General features: G+C 72.2%; 17 protein-coding genes. 6 read left to right on the top strand and 11 right to left on the bottom strand.

Going from position 1 to position 17,667, the window contains the following annotated elements:
* Window positions 1–12 precede the first annotated feature (12 nt).
* The 5 genes from IE330_RS06640 to IE330_RS06620 form a co-directional block, all read right to left on the bottom strand.
* Window positions 13–1,482: an FG-GAP and VCBS repeat-containing protein gene (locus tag IE330_RS06640; protein ID WP_229925433.1), complete on the bottom strand. Its 1,470-nt coding sequence runs from the start codon at window positions 1,480–1,482 to the stop codon at window positions 13–15.
* A gap of 538 nt (window positions 1,483–2,020) precedes the next feature.
* Entirely contained in the window at window positions 2,021–3,178 is a 1,158-nt protein-coding gene (locus IE330_RS06635; protein ID WP_190134908.1) for a hypothetical protein, read from the bottom strand.
* Window positions 3,179–3,632: 454 nt separating this feature from the next.
* Entirely contained in the window at window positions 3,633–4,574 is a 942-nt protein-coding gene (locus IE330_RS06630; RefSeq protein ID WP_190134907.1) for an N-acetylneuraminate synthase family protein, read from the bottom strand.
* 14 nt (window positions 4,575–4,588) lie between these two features.
* A complete protein-coding gene (locus tag IE330_RS06625; protein ID WP_190134906.1) occupies window positions 4,589–5,884 on the bottom strand; it encodes an N-acylneuraminate cytidylyltransferase in 1,296 nt (431 codons plus the stop codon).
* Window positions 5,885–5,970: 86 nt separating this feature from the next.
* A complete protein-coding gene (locus IE330_RS06620) occupies window positions 5,971–7,329 on the bottom strand; it encodes a DUF6716 putative glycosyltransferase (protein ID WP_190134905.1) in 1,359 nt (452 codons plus the stop codon).
* A 198-nt stretch (window positions 7,330–7,527) separates the two neighbouring features.
* Here IE330_RS06620 and IE330_RS06615 point away from each other — a divergent pair, with 198 nt between their 5' ends.
* Both IE330_RS06615 and IE330_RS06610 read left to right on the top strand, forming a co-directional pair.
* Window positions 7,528–8,508, top strand: a complete 981-nt coding sequence (locus IE330_RS06615) for a glycosyltransferase family 2 protein (RefSeq protein ID WP_190134904.1) — start codon at window positions 7,528–7,530, stop codon at window positions 8,506–8,508.
* Entirely contained in the window at window positions 8,508–9,848 is a 1,341-nt protein-coding gene (locus tag IE330_RS06610) for a polysialyltransferase family glycosyltransferase (protein ID WP_190134903.1), read from the top strand. The genes IE330_RS06615 and IE330_RS06610 overlap by 1 nt, the downstream gene beginning before the upstream one ends.
* A gap of 91 nt (window positions 9,849–9,939) precedes the next feature.
* On the opposite strand, the gene IE330_RS06605 is transcribed toward IE330_RS06610, so the two are convergent.
* Window positions 9,940–11,280, bottom strand: coding sequence for a polysialyltransferase family glycosyltransferase (locus IE330_RS06605; RefSeq protein WP_190134902.1), 1,341 nt, complete (start codon window positions 11,278–11,280; stop codon window positions 9,940–9,942).
* On the bottom strand, window positions 11,277–12,263 hold the full coding sequence (locus IE330_RS06600; RefSeq protein ID WP_190134901.1) for a glycosyltransferase family 2 protein: 987 nt from the start codon (window positions 12,261–12,263) through the stop codon (window positions 11,277–11,279). The genes IE330_RS06605 and IE330_RS06600 overlap by 4 nt, the downstream gene beginning before the upstream one ends.
* A gap of 198 nt (window positions 12,264–12,461) precedes the next feature.
* Here IE330_RS06600 and IE330_RS06595 point away from each other — a divergent pair, with 198 nt between their 5' ends.
* From IE330_RS06595 to IE330_RS06585, 3 genes are all read left to right on the top strand, one after another.
* On the top strand, window positions 12,462–13,523 hold the full coding sequence (locus IE330_RS06595) for an AraC-like ligand-binding domain-containing protein (RefSeq protein WP_190134900.1): 1,062 nt from the start codon (window positions 12,462–12,464) through the stop codon (window positions 13,521–13,523).
* 172 nt (window positions 13,524–13,695) lie between these two features.
* Window positions 13,696–14,682 (top strand): helix-turn-helix domain-containing protein, encoded by a 987-nt coding sequence (locus tag IE330_RS06590; RefSeq protein WP_190134899.1) that lies wholly within the window; start codon window positions 13,696–13,698, stop codon window positions 14,680–14,682.
* 129 nt (window positions 14,683–14,811) lie between these two features.
* Window positions 14,812–15,309 carry an RICIN domain-containing protein gene (locus IE330_RS06585; RefSeq protein ID WP_190134898.1) on the top strand — a complete coding sequence of 166 codons (498 nt, stop codon included), beginning with the start codon at window positions 14,812–14,814 and terminating at the stop codon, window positions 15,307–15,309.
* A gap of 53 nt (window positions 15,310–15,362) precedes the next feature.
* On the opposite strand, the gene IE330_RS06580 is transcribed toward IE330_RS06585, so the two are convergent.
* The 3 genes from IE330_RS06580 to IE330_RS06570 are packed head-to-tail and all read right to left on the bottom strand — an operon-like array spanning window position 15,363 to window position 16,565.
* Complete coding sequence (locus tag IE330_RS06580; protein WP_229925431.1) at window positions 15,363–15,536, bottom strand: DUF397 domain-containing protein; 174 nt, start codon at window positions 15,534–15,536, stop codon at window positions 15,363–15,365.
* Window positions 15,533–15,733, bottom strand: a complete 201-nt coding sequence (locus tag IE330_RS06575) for a DUF397 domain-containing protein (protein ID WP_308438986.1) — start codon at window positions 15,731–15,733, stop codon at window positions 15,533–15,535. Before IE330_RS06575 ends, IE330_RS06580 begins: the two co-directional genes overlap by 4 nt.
* Entirely contained in the window at window positions 15,648–16,565 is a 918-nt protein-coding gene (locus tag IE330_RS06570; protein ID WP_190134896.1) for a helix-turn-helix domain-containing protein, read from the bottom strand. Before IE330_RS06570 ends, IE330_RS06575 begins: the two co-directional genes overlap by 86 nt.
* 169 nt (window positions 16,566–16,734) lie before the next feature.
* On the opposite strand from IE330_RS06570, the gene IE330_RS06565 reads away from it, so the two are divergent.
* Window positions 16,735–17,082: an ATP-binding protein gene (locus IE330_RS06565; protein WP_229925430.1), complete on the top strand. Its 348-nt coding sequence runs from the start codon at window positions 16,735–16,737 to the stop codon at window positions 17,080–17,082.
* Here IE330_RS06565 and IE330_RS06560 read toward each other — a convergent pair.
* Complete coding sequence (locus tag IE330_RS06560; RefSeq protein WP_190134894.1) at window positions 17,079–17,633, bottom strand: hypothetical protein; 555 nt, start codon at window positions 17,631–17,633, stop codon at window positions 17,079–17,081. The two genes, IE330_RS06565 and IE330_RS06560, sit on opposite strands and share 4 nt — an antisense overlap.
* Window positions 17,634–17,667: the final 34 nt, after the last annotated feature.

Below are 17,667 nucleotides of genomic sequence, written 5' to 3'. Positions count from 1 at the left end.
AGCTCTCTGCCTCTAGCGGATGACCGAGCCGAAGGCCTTGCCTTCGTCCGGCACCCCGTCCGCGCCCGGCTTCACCGTGCGCACGGCCCCTGAGCCGCCTTGGAAGTGCTTCCAGGAGCCCGCGTACACCAGGCCCTTCCGGTCACCCGGTGTCTTGCTGTAGGGCACTCCGACATACAGGTCCTTGTACGTGGCCCACAGCCCGAGCCCGAGGAGGTCGCGTGCCTCGGCCGTTCCGGGCAGGCCGTGGCCCCGCGTGAGGACCTGGGCCGTTCGTCCCGGCGAGCGGAGGGGGGACAGCAGGTGCACGGCGCCCGCGTTCTCCGCGGCTCCCACGTCCTGGTTGGGGACGCTGACGGCCAGCTTGATCGTCTCCGCCGTGCTGGGGTCACCCGGTTCGGTGTTGGCCAGCGCGACCCGCTGGCCGAAGAAGTCCGACGCCGCGGGGCGCTCGTCTCCACCGGACGACAGCCGGTCGAGGAAACCGACCTCGGTGACGGCTCCAGACGGCTTGATCCGGATGACGGTGACGGCGCCCGCGTCGGTGACGGTGCCCACGTTCTCGTTGGGGGCGCCGACGGCCAGGAGCGCGTCCGTGTCGGTGTCAGCGCCGGAGGGCCGGTACGCGACCATCGACAGCGCCGTGCCGAACCGGTCGTCCTTGGCGGACGCGCCGGACACCAGAGCCGGGTGGTTCTCGTCGACGCCGTCCAGGGGCGTCGGTCGGCCGTCCTCGATGGTGTGGTTGAACAGCGTCACCGCTCCGGCGAACGTCTCTCCGCCGATCGCCTCTCCCGGTGCGCCGACGGCGACGAAACGACTGGTGGCCGCGAGGGAGTGGCCGAACCGGTCGTTGGCCTCCGCCACGCCGGGCACGTCCGGGTCGTCCTGGTTGACCGTGGTCTTGGCGGTCCCCTGAACGTAGTGGATGCACCCCGCGTCCGAGAGACTGCCGATGGCCTCCCCCGGCACGCCGATGGCGAGGTACGGCTTGCCTCCGGTCTTCACGCCGGCCGCGAGGGCGTAGCCGAAGAGGTCCCCGGCCTCGGTCGCGGTGTCCCCGTCCAAGCCCGCCTGGGTGTAGCTCTTGATGCGGGAGCCCTCACCGATGCCCGAGGGCCGGCCGTGGATGACGTAGACGGCACCGGCGTCGGCCTGGGCCCCGTCGGCCGTGGTGACGTCCTCGTAGGGCGCGCCGACCGCCAGGTCGTCGCATCCGTCCTTGTCGGCGTCGTACACCGCGATGGACGCGCCGAACTTGTCCCCCGCTTCAGGTGCTGCCGTCATCCCGCTCAGCTTCTGCGAGATCTCGACGACACCCTTGTCGTCCCCGAGCACGATACGGACCAGCCCGGCCTCCGCCTTGCCCGCCACGGTCGCCTCGGGGTCGGCCACGGCCATGTCCCGGATGCCGTCGCCGTTGAAGTCCGACCCCACCCCCGCGTCGCACGTCGCCGGAGCCGCCGCCGAGGGCGTACTCACCGTCACGGATGTCGTGGCCGCCACCACCAGAGCGCCGGCCACTCCCCACCGCGTCAGCCGTGCACCACGGTGCACGTCTTGGCTCAACCCCACAGTCCCCACCCCAGAGTTACCGAACATCGTCACAGAACGTTCACGGCTGGGTGAGTAAATGCCGCGCCCGCACAAACCGTCAATGTGACCCAGGCCACAACGCGTGCGCTGTTCGACCGCCTGGTCACTGGGAGCACCCGACCAGGGCGAGTACCAGCCAACGGTTCGGTACCTCGTGACACCTGCGAACGAAGGGCCTCACCCTTGGCCGCGGTTCCCGTACTCACCAGCACGTGCGCGCAGAGGTCGAGTGCCACAGCAGTGTGAAGGACCTGTGCAGCCGGGACGCATTCCGGCCATGCAGGGCGAGCGCCTTGGCCTCACCGTCACACACCGCAGTCGACAGATTTCTGCCGAGCGGTCCTGTGCCGCTCCGGTCACAGGTCCGGACAGCCCGGACGCAACGGTTGCTTACGGGCGGAGCGCGAACGGCGTGCCCGGTCCCCTACGCCGGAGCCGGTGTCTGTTGGGTGCCGCCCTGGGTGGGGATGCCGGGGCCGGGTGGGGTGTGGGGGAGGGCGGCCAGGCGGTGGACGTCGCGGGCCGTGTCCGTGACGCCCGAGAGGAAGCCCTGCGCGCGCGGTGACGCCTTGTCCGTCAGCCACGCCGGGTCGATGTCCATGACCGCGACCTTCACCTCGGTGCCGGCCAGGGCCAGGGGCAGGGTGTGGACGACCGTGGAGGGGAAGCTCAGGATCGTGCTGCCGATGGGGCCGCGGCGGGCGATCAGCTCCAGCGGCAGGTCGGGGCGGATCACCTGGAGGCCCGTCTCCACGGCTAGGCGGTGGAGCTTCTCGGCGCTCTCGCGGCGGTGCGCGAAGTAGCGGGCCGCCCCGTGCGTACGGGCCAGCGCGCCCACCGCGTCCAGGTAGCGGTCCAGGTCCACCACCCCGGTCTCCACCAGGGACGTGCCCACCAGGTCCGCGCCCTTGGTGATGCGCGGCGGGCCGAAGCGGGCCCGGGTCCACGCGAAGGAGTTGACGGTGACCGTCACGCCGGAGGGGGCCTCGTCGATGGGCATCGAGGAGAAGACCTCCACCCGGCGCCGGCCCTTGGGGGTCGGCGTCAGACGGCGGCGGGCCGAGGACGAGACCGGCATGAAGACCATGTCCCGGGGGCCGGGGCGGCCGCCCCTGCGGTGCCAGCGCACCAGCCGCTCGCCCTTGGCGAGCTGCGAGACGAACTCCATGGTCGCCGTGCCGTCGTCGACGACCACCAGGTCGCGGGCGCGCGTGATGGTGAGCAGCAGTTGGACGTAGCGGGAGAAGGGGTCGCCGATCACCACCCGGGCCGCCTTGCGCAGCGGGGCCGCGAGGCCGCCGATGGTGTGGAAGGGCGCCGTCGTGCCGCCGCGCGCCTCCTCCCAGCGCACCTGGAAGCCGTCCACGCGCGCCAGCTCGGACATGCGGCGGAGCTGGCCCCGGGTCATGGGGTCGGTGGGGGCGAGCACCACGAGGGTCAGGTCGCCGGGGGCGGTCTCGGGCTCACGTGCCGTGGACAGGTGCGCCCACTCCAGCACGTTGAGCAACTGCACCGGCGACTCCACGAACGCCAGCGTGCCGTGCGGTGCCCTCGCGGCGCGGCGTGCGCTCCGTGCTGACATGGGTCGGTCCTCCCGTGCGGGATGGGGCGGGTCCGGGCAGATCAGGTGGTCCTGCGCAGTCGTCCTGCGCGTCCGCCGGCCGACGCGGGTCGCGCGGCCTGGTGACGGACGTGGTCCGAGTGGTTAACGCGCTTCGGGCGGTTCAGGTGATCTAGGCGATTCAGGTGGTTCGGACGGCCCCGGGGCCGGTCGGGTGACACGGGCGGCTCAGGCCCTGCCCGGCGCTTCGGGTGAACTCGGCGGCCGCGGCACGACCGGGTGACGCGGGTGGGCCGGATGGAGCACGCGGCCCCTCGCCCGGCCGGGCGACGCGGCGAGCACCGCCCCCTCGGCACCCCCGGCACAGCCACCCGGGAACGCCCGGCGCGGGAGCGGCACCGGTGCGCTCCCGGGGGCGCCGAGGGCCGGCGGGGCGCGGTCTGGCGCGGCCCGCCGGCGGGGGTGGTGCGGACGGTCAGACGGTGACGGGCTCGCGGTCGGCCGACTCCGCCTCGGCGACGACGCCCGCCACCCGGCGGAGCTTCTTCATCGGGCCGAGCTCGGACTCGTACACCTTCTTGACGCCGTCGCCGAGGGACGCCTCGATGGTGCGGATGTCGCGGACCAGGCGCTGCAGGCCCTGCGGCTCGACGGACGCGGCCTGGTCGGAGCCCCACATGGCGCGGTCGAGGGTGATGTGCCGCTCGACGAAGGTGGCGCCGAGGGCGACGGCGGCGAGGGTGGTCTGCAGGCCCGTCTCGTGGCCGGAGTAGCCGATCGGGACGTTCGGGTACTCGGCCTGGAGGGTGTTGATGACGCGGAGGTTCAGCTCCTCGGCCTTCGCCGGGTACGTGGACGTGGCGTGACAGAGCAGGATGTTGTCGCTGCCCAGGACCTCGACCGCGTGGCGGATCTGCTTTGGCGTGGACATGCCGGTGGAGAGGATGATCGTACGGCCGGTGGCGCGCAGGGCGCGCAGCAGCTCGTCGTCCGTGAGCGACGCGGAGGCCACCTTGTGGGCCGGGACGTCGAACTTCTCCAGGAACGCCACCGCCTCGGTGTCCCACGGGGAGGCGAACCAGTCGATGCCGCGCTTGGCGCAGTGCTCGCTGATGGCCTGGTACTCGGCCTCGCCGAACTCCACGCGGTGGCGGTAGTCGATGTACGTCATGCGGCCCCAGGGGGTGTCGCGCTCGATGTCCCACTGGTCGCGCGGGGTGCAGATCTCGGGCGTGCGCTTCTGGAACTTCACCGCGTCGCAGCCCGCGTCCGCGGCCGCGTCGATGAGCGCGAAGGCGTTCTCCAGGTCGCCGTTGTGGTTGATGCCGATCTCGCCGGTGATGTAGACGGGGTGACCGGGACCGGCGGTCTTCGAACCGAGGGTGCGCAGGCGGTTGTCGGAGGCCGTAGTGCTCATGGCAGGAACTTTCCTTAACTGTTGAGGGAGGGGCCGAGGATCCAGGCGGCGATCTCTCGGATCGCGCCGTCACCGCCGGGGAGGGTGGTGACCGCGCGTGCGGCGCCGCGCACGACGTCGTGGGCGCTCGCGACCGCCACGGGCCAGCCGACGAGGCCGAAGCACGGGAGGTCATTGACGTCGTTGCCGACGTAGAGCACGCGCTCGGGAGCGATGCCCTGCTCCTCGCACCACTGCTTCAGCGCGAGGTCTTTGCGGTCGATGCCGTGCAGGACCGGGAGCTTCAGCTTCCGGGCCCGGGCGGCGACGACCGGGTTCTCCTCCGTGGACAGGATCAGCATCGCGAGGCCGGACCTGCGCAGGGCCGCGATGCCGAGGCCGTCACCGCGGTGCACGGTGACGAACTCCCGTCCTTCGGAGTCGATCAGCACCCTGTCGTCGGTCTGGGTGCCGTCGAAGTCGAGTACGACCGCGTCGATGTCGTCGCGGGTGGGGAGGGCGGCCTCGTCGCCGGAGCGCACCGCGTCGAAGAGCGGGGCGAGGGCGCGGGCGCGCGCGAGGTCGTGCGGGTCGTCGATCTCCAGGACGCGCGCCGGGTCGGTGCGGACGAGCTCGGTGTGCCCGAAGAAGCGGTGCTTGTGCGCGCGGAAGCCGGTGGCGAGCATGCCGTAGGCCGCGCCGGTCTCCAGGAGGTCCTGGGGGCGGTCCTGGCGGCGGGGGCGGAAGGACTTGTCGTGGTTGACGCCGTAGCCGCCGGAGGTGGCGGTGCCGGTGACGGTCCTGGTGGTGCCGCCCTCCTCGGTGGTGCGCTCGCCCTCGATGGCGGGCGGCTCGTCGCCGGCGTCGCGCCAGACGAAGCCGTGGAAGGGGGCGACGGTGTGGGCGGTGTCCGCGCCACCGGTGACGATGGCCTCGACGATGCCGTCGACGTCCTCGCGGGTGATGAAGGGGCTCGTGCACTGCACCAGCAGGACCACGTCCACCGTCGCGCCGTGCAGCGCCTCCCACGCGTCCATCGCGTGCAGGACGGCCGCCTCGCTGGTCGCGGTGTCCCCCGCGATGGCCGCGGGGCGCAGGACCACCTCGGCGCCCGCGGCGCGCGCGGTCTCGGCGATCACGGTGTCGTCGGTGGACACGACGACGTCGGTGACCAGGCGGGAGGCGGTGCAGGCGCGGACCGCGCGGGCCACCAGCGGGACGCCGCCGACCGGGGCGAGGTTCTTCGCGGGCACCCCTTTGGAACCGCCGCGCGCGGGGATGACGGCGAGGACGCGGCGCGCCGGGGCGGCCTCCGGGCGGGGGTCGGGCATGGCGGCTCCTTCGGGGATGCCTGGTGAGGTGCTGGGCGGGGGGCTCGACGGGGCCTGTCCTGCGCCCTGGGCCGGGATCCGCGGCGTCACAGCTCCCCCATCCGCCGGATCACCGGGGCGACGCGCTGTACGCCGTGCCGGTAGGCGCCGCGGGCCGCGCTGCGGACGGCCTGGCGGACCGGCCCCGGCTCGCGGTCGGCGGCGCGGGCGCCCGGCAGGGGCGCGCCGTCGGGGCCGAGGTGGTGGCGGGCGAGTATGCCGGGCAGGTAGCCGGGCGCGGTGGTGCGGGTGTAGTACGGCGCCAGCGGCGGCAGGCCGCCCGCGGCGGCGCGCGCGGTGAGGGCGGCGACGCGGTCGCGGGCCTCGTCGAAGGCCGTGGCGTAGCCGCCGTCGGCGCACACGCCCTGGCGCGCGACCCAGGCCGGGTCGGGCTCGGGGCTGTACCCGGCGTCGAGCTGGTCCCAGGAGGCGAGGCAGCCCGAGCCGATGAAGTGGTGGTTGCCGTGGACCTCGCGGATGCCGAAGTCGGTGAGGACGGCCGTCGGGATACGCCGGTGCAGCGCTTCGAGCGCGGCGGTGGAGCTGACCGTGACCAGCAGGTCGGTGCGGTCCAGGACCTCGCCCATGTGCCCGTAGACGAGCCGGAAGTTGGGCGGGGTGTCCATGCCCTTGACCAGCTTCTGGTACGGCAGTTCCTCGATGTGCGTGGTGTGCTCGCCGGGCTTGCTGCGCAGCTTGAGCAGCACCTCGCGCTCGGGGTGGCGCCGCGCGTGCCGGACGAGGCGCTCCAGGAGGTAGGCCCGCTCGGCGCGCTTGTCCGGTACGGAGGGCTGCGCGGCGAAGACGACCGTGTAGGGGTCGAGCGGGGCGTACGGGGCGCCGCCGAGGAAGGGCAGCGCGGCCTCCGTGACGCTCGACGCGTCGGCGCCCACGCCCTCGTACACGGCGCGGAACCGCTCCGCGTCCTGGCGGGAGTTGGCGAGGACGACGTCCGCGCCGTGGCGCAGGAGCAGGCCGTCGGCGAGCTTCTCGTAGACCACGCCGACGTAGCCGGTGACGACGACGGGGCGGTGTCCGTTGCCGCCCCAGGCGTGGGCGAGGCCGTGCAGGACGGCCTGGACGCCGCCGCCGACGAGGGCGAGGACGAGGACGTCGTACGCCGTCCGGTCGCGCTCCATCTCCTTCAGGAACTCGACCGCGGTGACCTCGCGCAGGCGGTCCGCGCGCACGCCCACCTCGTCGAGCTGGCGGGGGGTCGGCGTGGCCCGGCCGCGCAGCAGGTATCCGTCGAGGCGGACGTCCGCGGGGCCGTCCCCGGCCGCGCCGCCGACGGCGCCCTCGCCCTCGGCTCCGGCGAGGCGCCGTGCGGTGAGCGCGCCCCACTTCCACCGGGTGTCGGAGTCCGCGAGCACGGCGACCCGCGTCGTCTTGTTGCTTACTGGCACGTCGACGACGCTAGGAAGGCATGTCGATGGGCGGCCCAACTCGGGTGCAACAAACGGTTAACAGCGTGCCGACGAATGGGGAAGCGGTGCGGCAAAAGAGTGAAGGACAGCTCGGTTAACCGTTCCGCCACGCTTCGTTCACCTGACATCCCACCGCGGGACAGGACGAATGCCGGGCCGACACCTAACGTCTCGCACGTGGTTAAGCTCTCCGTCATCGTGCCGTTCTACAACGTGCAGCAATACGCGCCCGACACCTTGAAGTCACTGCGTGCGAACGCGCGGGACGACTTCGAATTCATTCTCGTCGACGACTGCTCGACGGACGAGACGCCGGACGTCCTGGAGCGGGCCGCCGGCGAGCTCCCGGGTGCCGTGCACCTCAGACACGAGCAGAACGGGGGCCTGGCCACCGCCCGCAACACGGGCCTGGACGCGGCCCGCGGCGAGTACGTCACCTTCCTCGACGGCGACGACTGGCTCGCGACCGGCTACTACGAGCAACTGGTAGCAGCTATCGAGGAGTTGGGCTGCGACTTCCTGCGTACCGACCATGTGCAGTGCACGGCGCGCGCCCGCGCCGTGCACCGCGTCCCGGTCGGTCCGCGGGCCACCGTCCTGAGCCCGCGCGACGTCATACTGCCCGCGGACCGCTCCACCTCCGTGGACTACGCGTTCGCGTGGGCGGGGATCTACCACCGCCGGCTCCTGGACCGCGGCCTGCTGCATTTCACGCACGGCCTGCGCACCGCCGAGGACCGGCCGTGGATCTGGCGGCTGCACCGGGAGGCGGAATCCTTCGCCGCAGTCAGCTTGTTGGGGGTGTTTTACCGGCGGGGTGTCGCCTCCTCGTTGACGCAGATCGGAGACGTACGGCAGCTCGATTTCCTTCGCGCTTTCGATCAGGTGGTCGAGGAAACGGCACAGGACGCCGAGGCGGATAAGCTGCTGCCGAAAGCAGTGCGCACGTACTGCGCGATCATGGCTCATCATCTCGGAGCGATCGAGAGGTTCGAACCCGCCGTGGCCCGACAATTGCGCTCACTGAGTTCCGCCGCCCTGCGGAGAATGCCGCAGGACGTGCTCGCGGACGTGCTCGACTCGATGGACACGCAGCGGGCGAACCAGCTCCGGCGGCTGCGGCGCAGGCCGGTCTCCCCCCGGGCGGCGGTCGCCTGATGCCGCGCACGACCCAGATCTTCTGCGCGTCCACCCTGTACGGGGCCGCGACCCTGGCCGCCGCCCTGGACGCGGGCCTCTTCGAGCCGGTGGACCGCCGTCTGCTGCTCGTCACGAACAACGCGGTCAACCCGGAGGTCACTCCGTCCGTGGACGCGATGCCGGGGTTCTCCCGCATCCGCGAGCGCTTCGACGGGGTGCTGTCGTGGAACGACACCATCGCGCCGTTCCACCCCGGCGGCTGGAGCCCCCGCGGCAACGACATCCCCCTGTGGGAGCGCCACCTGCGGCTGCTGTGGGGACTCGGCGACGACCGGATCAAGCTGGCGGTCGAGTCCGTGCAGGTCAACCCGTCGCTCGCGGTGTGCCAGCTCTTCACCGACGCGCCCGTCGACGTCTACGCCGACGGCCTCATAAGCTATGGCCCCACGCGCGACAAGCTCAATCCCCTGGTGGGTACGCGCATCAGGCGCCTGCTCCACCTCGACCTGGTGCCGGGCCTGAAGCCCCTGCTGCTCACCGAGTTCGGCGTGCCCGCGGAGCTGGTGCCGGGCGAGGCGTTCCGCAAGGTCCTGGACGAGCTGGCGCAGGACGAGGGCGAGGTGGAGGCCGCTGCGGACGGCCCGGCCCTGCTGCTCGGGCAGTACCTGTCGGCGCTCGGCATCCTCACCGACGCCGAGGAGGAGGACCTGCACCTGCGCATGGTGCGGGGTGCCGTGGCCCTGGGCCACCGCCGCCTGGTGTTCAAGCCGCACCCGGTGGCCCCCGCCCGGTGGTCGCGCCTGCTGGAGGAGGAGGCCGAGCGGCTCGGCGGGCGGCTCACCGTGCTGGACCGTCCCGTGCTCGCGGAGGTGGCCTTCCAGCGGATGCGGCCCGCGCTCGTCGTGGGCTGCTTCTCCACGGCGCTGCTGACGGCGGCGGGGCTGTACCGCGTCCCGGTCGCGCGCGTCGGCACCGACGGCCTGCTGGGGCGGCTCGCGCCCTACCAGAACAGCAACCGGGTGCCGCTGACCATCGTGGACGCGCTGCTGCCCGACCTCGGCGACGAGGCCGCGGTGACCGGGTGGCGCATGCCCGGCCGCGAGGCGGTCGAGGAGCTGAGCGCGCTGCTGAAGGCCGTCGGCTACGCCATGCAGCCCAAGATCTACCCGGGGCTCCGGCCGGAGGCGGAGGCGTTCCTCTCGACGCGCCTGTCCCCGCGGACCTGGCGGTACTTCAAGCGCCGCCGCCTGAGCGCGCTGGCCCTGCCCGGGGGCGTGCCGGCCCGGCTCGCCTTCATCCCGCGCAACGCGACGGTGCGGCGCGTCGCCCGCCGGGCCCGGGCGCTGTCGCGGCGGTAGGCCGGTAGGCCGGTAGATCGACGGAATCCTCGCGCGCGTCGCCCCTGTCCGGCAGGGGCGACGCGCGTTGTGCGTCCTGGCGCCCCGCGGCTCAGGACTGCGCGGCCCTGATGCGGCGTACGACGCGGCGCACCGCAGGGTTGCGGCGCAGCGACTCGGCGCGGACGGTGCTGCCCCCGGGCAGGCGCAGGCTGGTCAGGCGGCGCTTCTTGAAGTACTGCGGGTGGTCGGCGAGATGGGCGGCCAGCCAGGCGCTCACCTCGTCGCGCAGGTCGCGGTGCTTGAGGGACTGCATGCAGTAGCCGACGGCCGACACCAGGGGGGCCAACTGCTCCGCGAGGGCGTCCAGTTCCAGGTGCGTGCCGGCCTCGTCGCGCTCGGCGTCGGGCAGGGCCGCGTCGATGATCGTCAGGGGCACCCGGTTGCTGTTCTCGTACGGCTTGATGCGTTCGAGGAGCAGGCCGGTGCCCACGCGGGCGACGGGGATGTCGTAGAAGGCGGCGGCCGTCATCAGGGCGGTGGAGAAGCAGCCGATGACGAGCTTGGGCCGCAACCGCGCGAAGACCGTCTCGGCGAGGACGGGTTCGCTCAGGACCGTGAGCCGTACGCCGAGTTCCGTGGCCGCCGTCTCCAGGGACCTGCTGTACACCGCCGGCGCGCTGGGGTGGGGCTTGAACAGCACGCTCGTGTGCCCCGCCCGGGCGGCGGCGCGCACCATCCGGACGTGGAGCTCCTCCTCCTCGTCCTGGGTGATGAGGTCGATCGCGGACAGGTACTGCCCGAGCAGCACCACGGTGGGCCGCTCCACGGCGGGCAGGGCCCGGTCGAGCAGGCCGGCCCCCTCCTCACCGATCTGCGCGAGGACGTCGACGATCGCCTCGTTCGGTACGGGTTCGGGTGCGACGCCGTACTCGGACAGGAGCATGGGGCGCAGTCCGGGTATCAGGTCGAGGTGGAGCACGCGCTCGATGCGGGTGCTCATGCCGTGCGGGACGCGGTTGCGGGTGGGGCCGTAGCTCATCAGGCCGTCCGCGTAGACGTGGATCGGGCTGTCGGCGAAGATCGTGGCGGCGGCGCGCGAGGGGTTGGCCTGGATGGACTCGCAGGCGATCTCCACCGGCTCGTCGCCGAGGTCCCAGGCGAGGCGCACCGCCTTCTCCCACAGCGGGGCGTCCTGGGCGCGGGGCGCCCACCCGGCGGGGTGGTGCGGAGCGATGAACTCGTTCCAGGAGTGCACCTGGTCGAACTCGGGCCGGAGCTTCTCGAAGCCCGCCATGCGGTCCAGGGGGGTGCTCACCTCGGGCACCGCCGCGACGTTGCTGACGACGAGGATGCGGCGGTGGGCGGCGCGCGGGCCGAAGAGTCCGGCGCGGACGGCGGCGGTGACGGTGGCCGCGGCGTACTGCGTGGCCGCGAAGAAGATCTGGATCATGCTGCGACTCCCTTCATGCCGCCGTGTATGCGGCGCAGCGCCTGCACGCGCTTCTCCCCCATGCCGACGAGGGCTTCCTCCAGCTCCGCCGTGGACATCCGCTCCAGCGCCTCGGCGCCGAGCTGGCGCAGCCGGGCGTAGACGCTGCGCTCGAAGCGGTTGCGGTCGAGGAGCTGGTGGGCGATCACGACGCAGTAGTTGCGCAGCGCCTTCTTGCGGAGCCTGCCGACCTCGGGGTCGTCCGCGAGCTCCTCGAGGACGATGTCGAAGGAGCGGAAGAAGTCGAGCTGCCGCACGTCGCCGATCTGGGTCAGGGAGCTGGCGATGCCGCGCCGGTAGAAGACGCCGTGCAGGCTGGCGACGGCGTAGGACTCCGCCCTGCGGTGCAGCTCCCAGATCCAGGGGCGGTCCTCGGCGGTGCGCAGTCCGTCGTGGAACCGCAGCAGGCCCCGGTCGAGCAGCCGCCGGTGGTAGACGCCCGCCCAGGCGTACGGGTAGTCGACCATGGTGGTGGCGTCGACGGGCAGGATGGAGGAGCGCGGGTCGAGCGGCTTGTTCCTGCGCCCTTCCGGGGCCCGGTGGACCTCGCGCGCGGTGCCGGTGACCTGCACGTGGTCGGTGCGGACGAAGTCGACGTCGAGGCGCTCGGCGCGGTCCACGAGGGCGGCGAGGTAGCCCGGGGCGAGCCAATCGTCGCCGTCCAGGAAGGTGAGGTAGCGGCCCTCCGCGTGGTCGATGCCGGTGTTGCGGGCCGTGGCGAGGCCGCCGTTGCGCTCGTGGCGCACCACCCTGCTGTGCGTCAGCCGCTTGGTCAGCGTCAGCAGTGCCTCGTAGGTGTTGTCCTTGGTCGACCGGTCCTCGACGAAGATGAACTCGAAGTCGTCCCGGTCGTTGTGGACGAGGCTCGTCACGGTGTCCGGTACGTACGCCTCGATGTTGAAGCAAGGGACGATCACGGACAGTTTCGGTGGGTGGTCGCTCACTGGCACACCTGGGCTCTCTCAGGGACAGAACCCTGCGAACGTAGAACGCGTTCGACGCCTCTCCCCAACCCTCGCCCGACCGCCAGGTGAACGTAAGGCAACGAGCCGCCTGCCATTTCCCGCGCCCCGGGTTCCGTCGATTCGCGCACGTACGATCACCCGTTGGACATTCGGAGTCACTGAAGGTCAGGGGTGTGCATGATCAGAACAGTGTTTCGAAGTGACGACCTCCCGCCCGGGGAGCGGCTGGCCCGTTTCGAGGACTTCCTGGGCGGCACCAGCCACCCCATGCGCGTCACCACCGCGGACCCGGCGCGCTTCCGGGCCACCGTACGGGTGCTCGACCTCGGGCCGGTCAGCGTCGTACACCTGACGTGTTCGCCGGCCGTCGTGTGGCGCACGGAGCGGCTGATCCGCCGGGCCGACCCGGAGCTGTGTTCGGTGCTGTTCCCGCACCGGGGCGCCCTGCGGGTGGCCCAGGCCCGCCGCGAGGCGGACCTGCGGGGGCGGGACTTCGCGCTGTGCGACAGTTCGCTGCCGTTCCGCGTCCTCCTCTCCGGTCACGGTACGCCCGCCCTGGTCCAGGCGCGGGTGCCGCGCGCGCTGCTGCCCGCCCCGGTCAGACGGACCGGCCACCTGCTGGGGAGGCGGTTACCGGGGCGCGAGGGCCTGGGCGCGCTGCTCACCCAGTTCCTCACCGACGTCACCGCCGCGCCGGCCCCCTACACCGGCTCCGACGTCTCGCGGCTGAGCTCGGTGGCGCTGGACCTGCTGGCCACGGTGCTGGCGCACCACGCGGACGAGGGCGCCCCCGAGCGGGAGGAGGACGGCCCGGCGTGGCCGCGGGACGGCCTGGGGCGGGCCCAGGGCGGCCCACATGAACTGCTCCCGCTCATCGAGGCGTTCATCGAGGAGCACCTGGCCGACCCCGACCTCTCGCCGGCCACCGTCGCCGCCGCGCACCACATCTCCGTCCGCTATCTGCACCGCCTCTTCCAGCTCCGCGACACCACGGTCACCGAGCTGATCCGCGGGCGGCGCCTGGAGCGCGCCCGCCACGACCTCGCCGACCCCCGGCTCGGGGACCTCCCGGTCCACCGCGTCGCGGCCCGCTGGGGCTTCGTGGAGCACTCCGCCTTCACGCGCGCCTTCCGCACCGCCTACGGCATGCCGCCCCGGGACTACCGGCAGCGGGCCCGACGCGTCCCGGCGGACCCGCCCGGCGGTCCGCCACGGCTCCCGGCCGCGCGCGGAGGCTGAGCGGAGGCCGAGACCCTTCGCCGTTCCGGCAGGAGCCGGCCACCTCCCGTTCATCCCCCGGCTCCGCACCGCCCCCTACGTTCACGGTGCACCGACTTCACCGGGTTCACACAGGGGAATGTACGGAGCCCCTCGCCCGGGCTGACCACACGGGCACGATACGGGGGAATCCATGGGGGAATTCGTAGAGGGCTGCACCGGCGCGACTCTGTGCCGTCACGGCAGATGTGCGTACGAAACCGCACCGGCGGGCGTTCAGGGCGCCATGCGGGTCGTCGAGCTGGGGGCCATGGAGGTGTGGTCGGCCTCCTTCCGGCCGATGGTCCTGTGGCCGGACCCCCGGCTCACCCGGCAGGACGCCGCACCGCACTACCACCTGACGCTCGTCCTGGACGGGAGAGCGGCTGTCTCCCACGGGTTGCGGGAACTGCCGCTCCGCGCGGGTGACTTCTTCCTCGGCGACTGCGCACAGCCGCACGAGATCCGGACGGGCCCGATCCGGGCCGTCGGCGTCGTCCTGCCGAAGGCGCTGCTGCCCCTGCCGTGCGACCAGGCGGACAAGGTGCTCGGGCGCCGCATGCCGAGCCGGGACGGCGTCGGCGCGCTCCTGGCCCGGTTCCTCACGCGCCTCACCGAGGAGACGAGCGCCTACCGGCCGCCCGACGCGCAGCGCCTCGGCTCCGTGCTCAGCGGGATGGTCGCGGCGCTGCTCGGCTGCGCGGTGGACCGGGAGCGCGCGCTCCCGATCGCGGCGCTGCTGGGCTTCGCCGCGGGCCGGGAGCGCGCGCTCCTGCCCGCCGGCAGCCGGACCGCCCTGCTGCTGCGCATCGCCCAGTACATCCAGCAGCGCCTGGCCGACCCGCGGTTGACGCCCCGGGCCATCGCCGCCGCGCACGGCGTCTCCCCGAGCTATCTGCACCGGCTCTTCCAGGACGAGAGCACGACCGTGGCCGCGTTCATCCGGCGCCTGCGCCTGGAGCGCGCCCGCTTCGACCTCGCCGACCCGGCGCAGGGCTCCACCTCGATCCGGGCCATCGCCGCGCGCTGGGGCTTCGCCCGGGCGACCGACTTCACCCGCGCCTTCCGCGCGGCGTACGGCGTGCCGCCGGCCGACTACCGGCGCCACTGTCACGCCCCCCGTGGACGCATTGCCACATGAGTGTGCTCTGAGCGCCTACGTCTCACGCGTCACGGCTCGGCAAGCTGATCGCAGGACGACAGCGGGACTGGAGATCCCCCACCGCTGCTCTCTGACTCTCACTCTCAGCTCTCACGGAAAGAGGTTGTAGTGAAGAAGTTCCGTCTCGCGACCGTCGCCGCCGTCGGCGCACTCGTCACCGGCGCGGGCATCCTGGCCCCGGCGACCGCAGAGGCCGCGCCCAGCTACTGGACCTTCAAGAACCACAGGTTCAACACGTGCATCACCGCCGGCGACGGCGATACGGCCTACGGCACACACTGCCAGGGCTGGAAGCGACAGCAGTGGGACTGGATCGGCGGCAGCCACGGCATCTACCACCAGCTCAAGAACCGCGAAACCGGCAAGTGTCTGACGACCGACTTCGAGAACCCGGTCAACGCCGTCTGGACCTCCGCCTGCGACACCAACAAGCACCAGTGGTGGTACTACGACGCGGACCGGAAGCTCCTCTACAACGCGAAGTCCGGGGGCGGCTCGACCGGCTTCCTCAGGACGAGTGACGTCCCGGACGCCCTCTACACCAGCTCGTACCAGGACTCGCCGATAGGCGACGCCTACTTCAAGTGGGACGGCTCCCACACCTGACGAGCACCTTCGGGCCCAGGCCGGTCGCACCGGCCTGGGCCCCTCGGCACGCGCTAGGCACTGCGCACGGCGGCGACGAAGGCACCCCATGCCCGCGTCGAGAAGCGCAGCGTGGCTCCGCCGGGCCGCTTGCTGTCCCGCACGGCCAGCGCGCCCGGGCCTCGCCCGGCGACCTCCAGGCAGTCGCCGCCCTGCGCGTTGCTGTAGCTGGACCTGCGCCACCTCACGGCCGACCCCGTACCTCGTCGACGAAAGCCGCCCAGGCACTCGCGGAAACAAGCACCATCGGCCCTCCCGGAACCTTGCTGTCCCGGACAGGCACCACGCCCGGCACCCCCTCAGCGACCTCGACGCACTCGCCGCCCTGCGTGTTGCTGTAGCTGGACCTGCGCCACGCGGCGGCGCTCAGATCGGCTCGGGACACGTACGTCACGGTAGGAGCCCTCCATCACGGAACGGATCAGGTCGGCCGACTCGTCCAACCCGAGCGCCTGAGTCTGCACGTACTCGAACGCCAGACCGTACTCTGCGACCAAACCCGCCTGCTCGACAAGCTCTCCCGAGTGAGAACCTTCCAGGTAGACCACATCCGGCCGCCGAGGGAACGACAGCACCGTCGCCGAACCTCCCAGCAGTGGATGAGCACCGCGATCGTAGGGCAACACCTGCACCTTCACCCGAGCCGATCGCTTCACCGCTTGCAGCACATGGGCCAGTTGGTCACGCATGACGGACACGCCACCCACGGGGCGACGAAGGACTCCCTCGTCAAGAACCATCCAGAACACGGGTGGCTCGGGCCGGGCCAGGATCTGCTGACGTGCGAGCCGCGAGGCAACCATCTTCTCCAGTCGGCCCCCGACGCTGGGACAGGCAACGGTCAACAGGGCTCTGATGCAGGGTTCCGACTGGAGCAAGCCGTGCACGACGTGTGCCGAGTAGGTCCGGATGACATTGGCCTTCGCCTCCAGATCGACGTACTTGCGCGCCCAGTCGGGCACGAACTCCCGCTGCACGTGCTCCCACAAGTCGCTCAGCTCGCCCTCCGCGCCGACCAGCCGGTCCAGGGCGTCGGAGACCTCCTTCGTCGGGGTCTCGTTGCCCAGTTCGTACTGGGCGATGCGGCTGTGGGCGATGGGGACCCGGTCGCCCAGTTGGCGCTGGGTCCAGCCTGCCCGGAGGCGGAGTTTGCGCAGCTTCGCGCCGTACAGGGCGGCCAAGGACGTCGTCGGGTCGAGTTCCCTCGGTGCGGGCATCGTGCCCCCGTTTCCGCGTCGCTTCGGTGAAAACCGTGACTCTTGGTGAGCGTAGCCTCACGTTGGGATGCTCGTCCCGTGAACGCCGATCCACGGGATGACGAGGAGCGTCGAGGTGACGACCGACGAAGGTGAAGTGGTCTCGCGCTGGCCACGGCATCCACGCTCAGTGAGCAAAGCCCGGCAGGAGTTGCGGAAGTACCTGGCCGACTGGGGCGCGGCGCGCATCGAGGACGCGGCGCTCATCGTGCTCTCCGAACTGCTCACCAACGCCGTGCGGCACGCCCACGGCACGCACGGCCGGGTGATCGAGACGCGGTTCGTCCGGCTGCCCGCCGGTGGTCTGCGGCTCGAAGTGCACGACGCGAGCCCCGCGTTGCCCGTCCTGCGGGCGCCCGAGCCGTGCGCGGACGGCGGTCGCGGGCTGCCGCTGGTCGCCGCGCTCGCCGAGCGGTGGGGCGTGGCCGCGCGGAACGGGCCCGGCAAGCGGGTGTGGGCCGAGTTGCGCGTGCCCTAGCGGTCGCGCTCCTCGTAGTACGCGCGGACGTCGTCCAGGACGTGGGCGATCCGCTCACGCGGAGCCTTGTAGTGCTCGTCCTTGAGGGGCCTGGGGCCGGACAGCGTGAGCTCGACGCGGTACGGGCCGACCGCGCCGTGGGCGACGTGGGCGCGCAGCGCCGCGCTGTTCTCGTAGGCGGCGCAGTACGTGCCCTTGTCGACGTACCCCGCGTGGTGGCGGGTGTCCTCCCGCATGCGGTCGCAGAAGGTCCGGGCGTCCTTCCTGGCCGCGGCCGGGCTCCGTACGCGGATCACGTCGAGGTCGACGGGCGTCCAGAAGCGGCCGTCCTCCTGGGCGCTCCACACGCAGCCGCCGGCGCCGTCGCGCTCCCAGCGGCCGTCGAGCGTCTGCTTCACGCCGTCGGCGAGGCCCATGTCGAGGCCGTCCGGGTCGATCCGTCCGGCGCACTGCTTCTCGACGGCCTTGGCGACCTCCTCGGGCGGGCCCTCGTCGCCGTCCCCGCCGCACGCCGTGAGCAGCCCGGCCGCGAGAGCGGTCGTGAACGCCAACGCCCCTTTCCGGAGGCGTCGTTGTGGATGACGT

Origin of the sequence: Streptomyces longispororuber, from assembly GCF_014656095.1 — a bacterium.
Classification (GTDB): Bacteria; Actinomycetota; Actinomycetes; order Streptomycetales; family Streptomycetaceae; genus Streptomyces; species Streptomyces longispororuber.
Note: the sequence above shows the minus strand (reverse complement) of the source record. Positions and strands in the feature narration are given on the sequence as shown.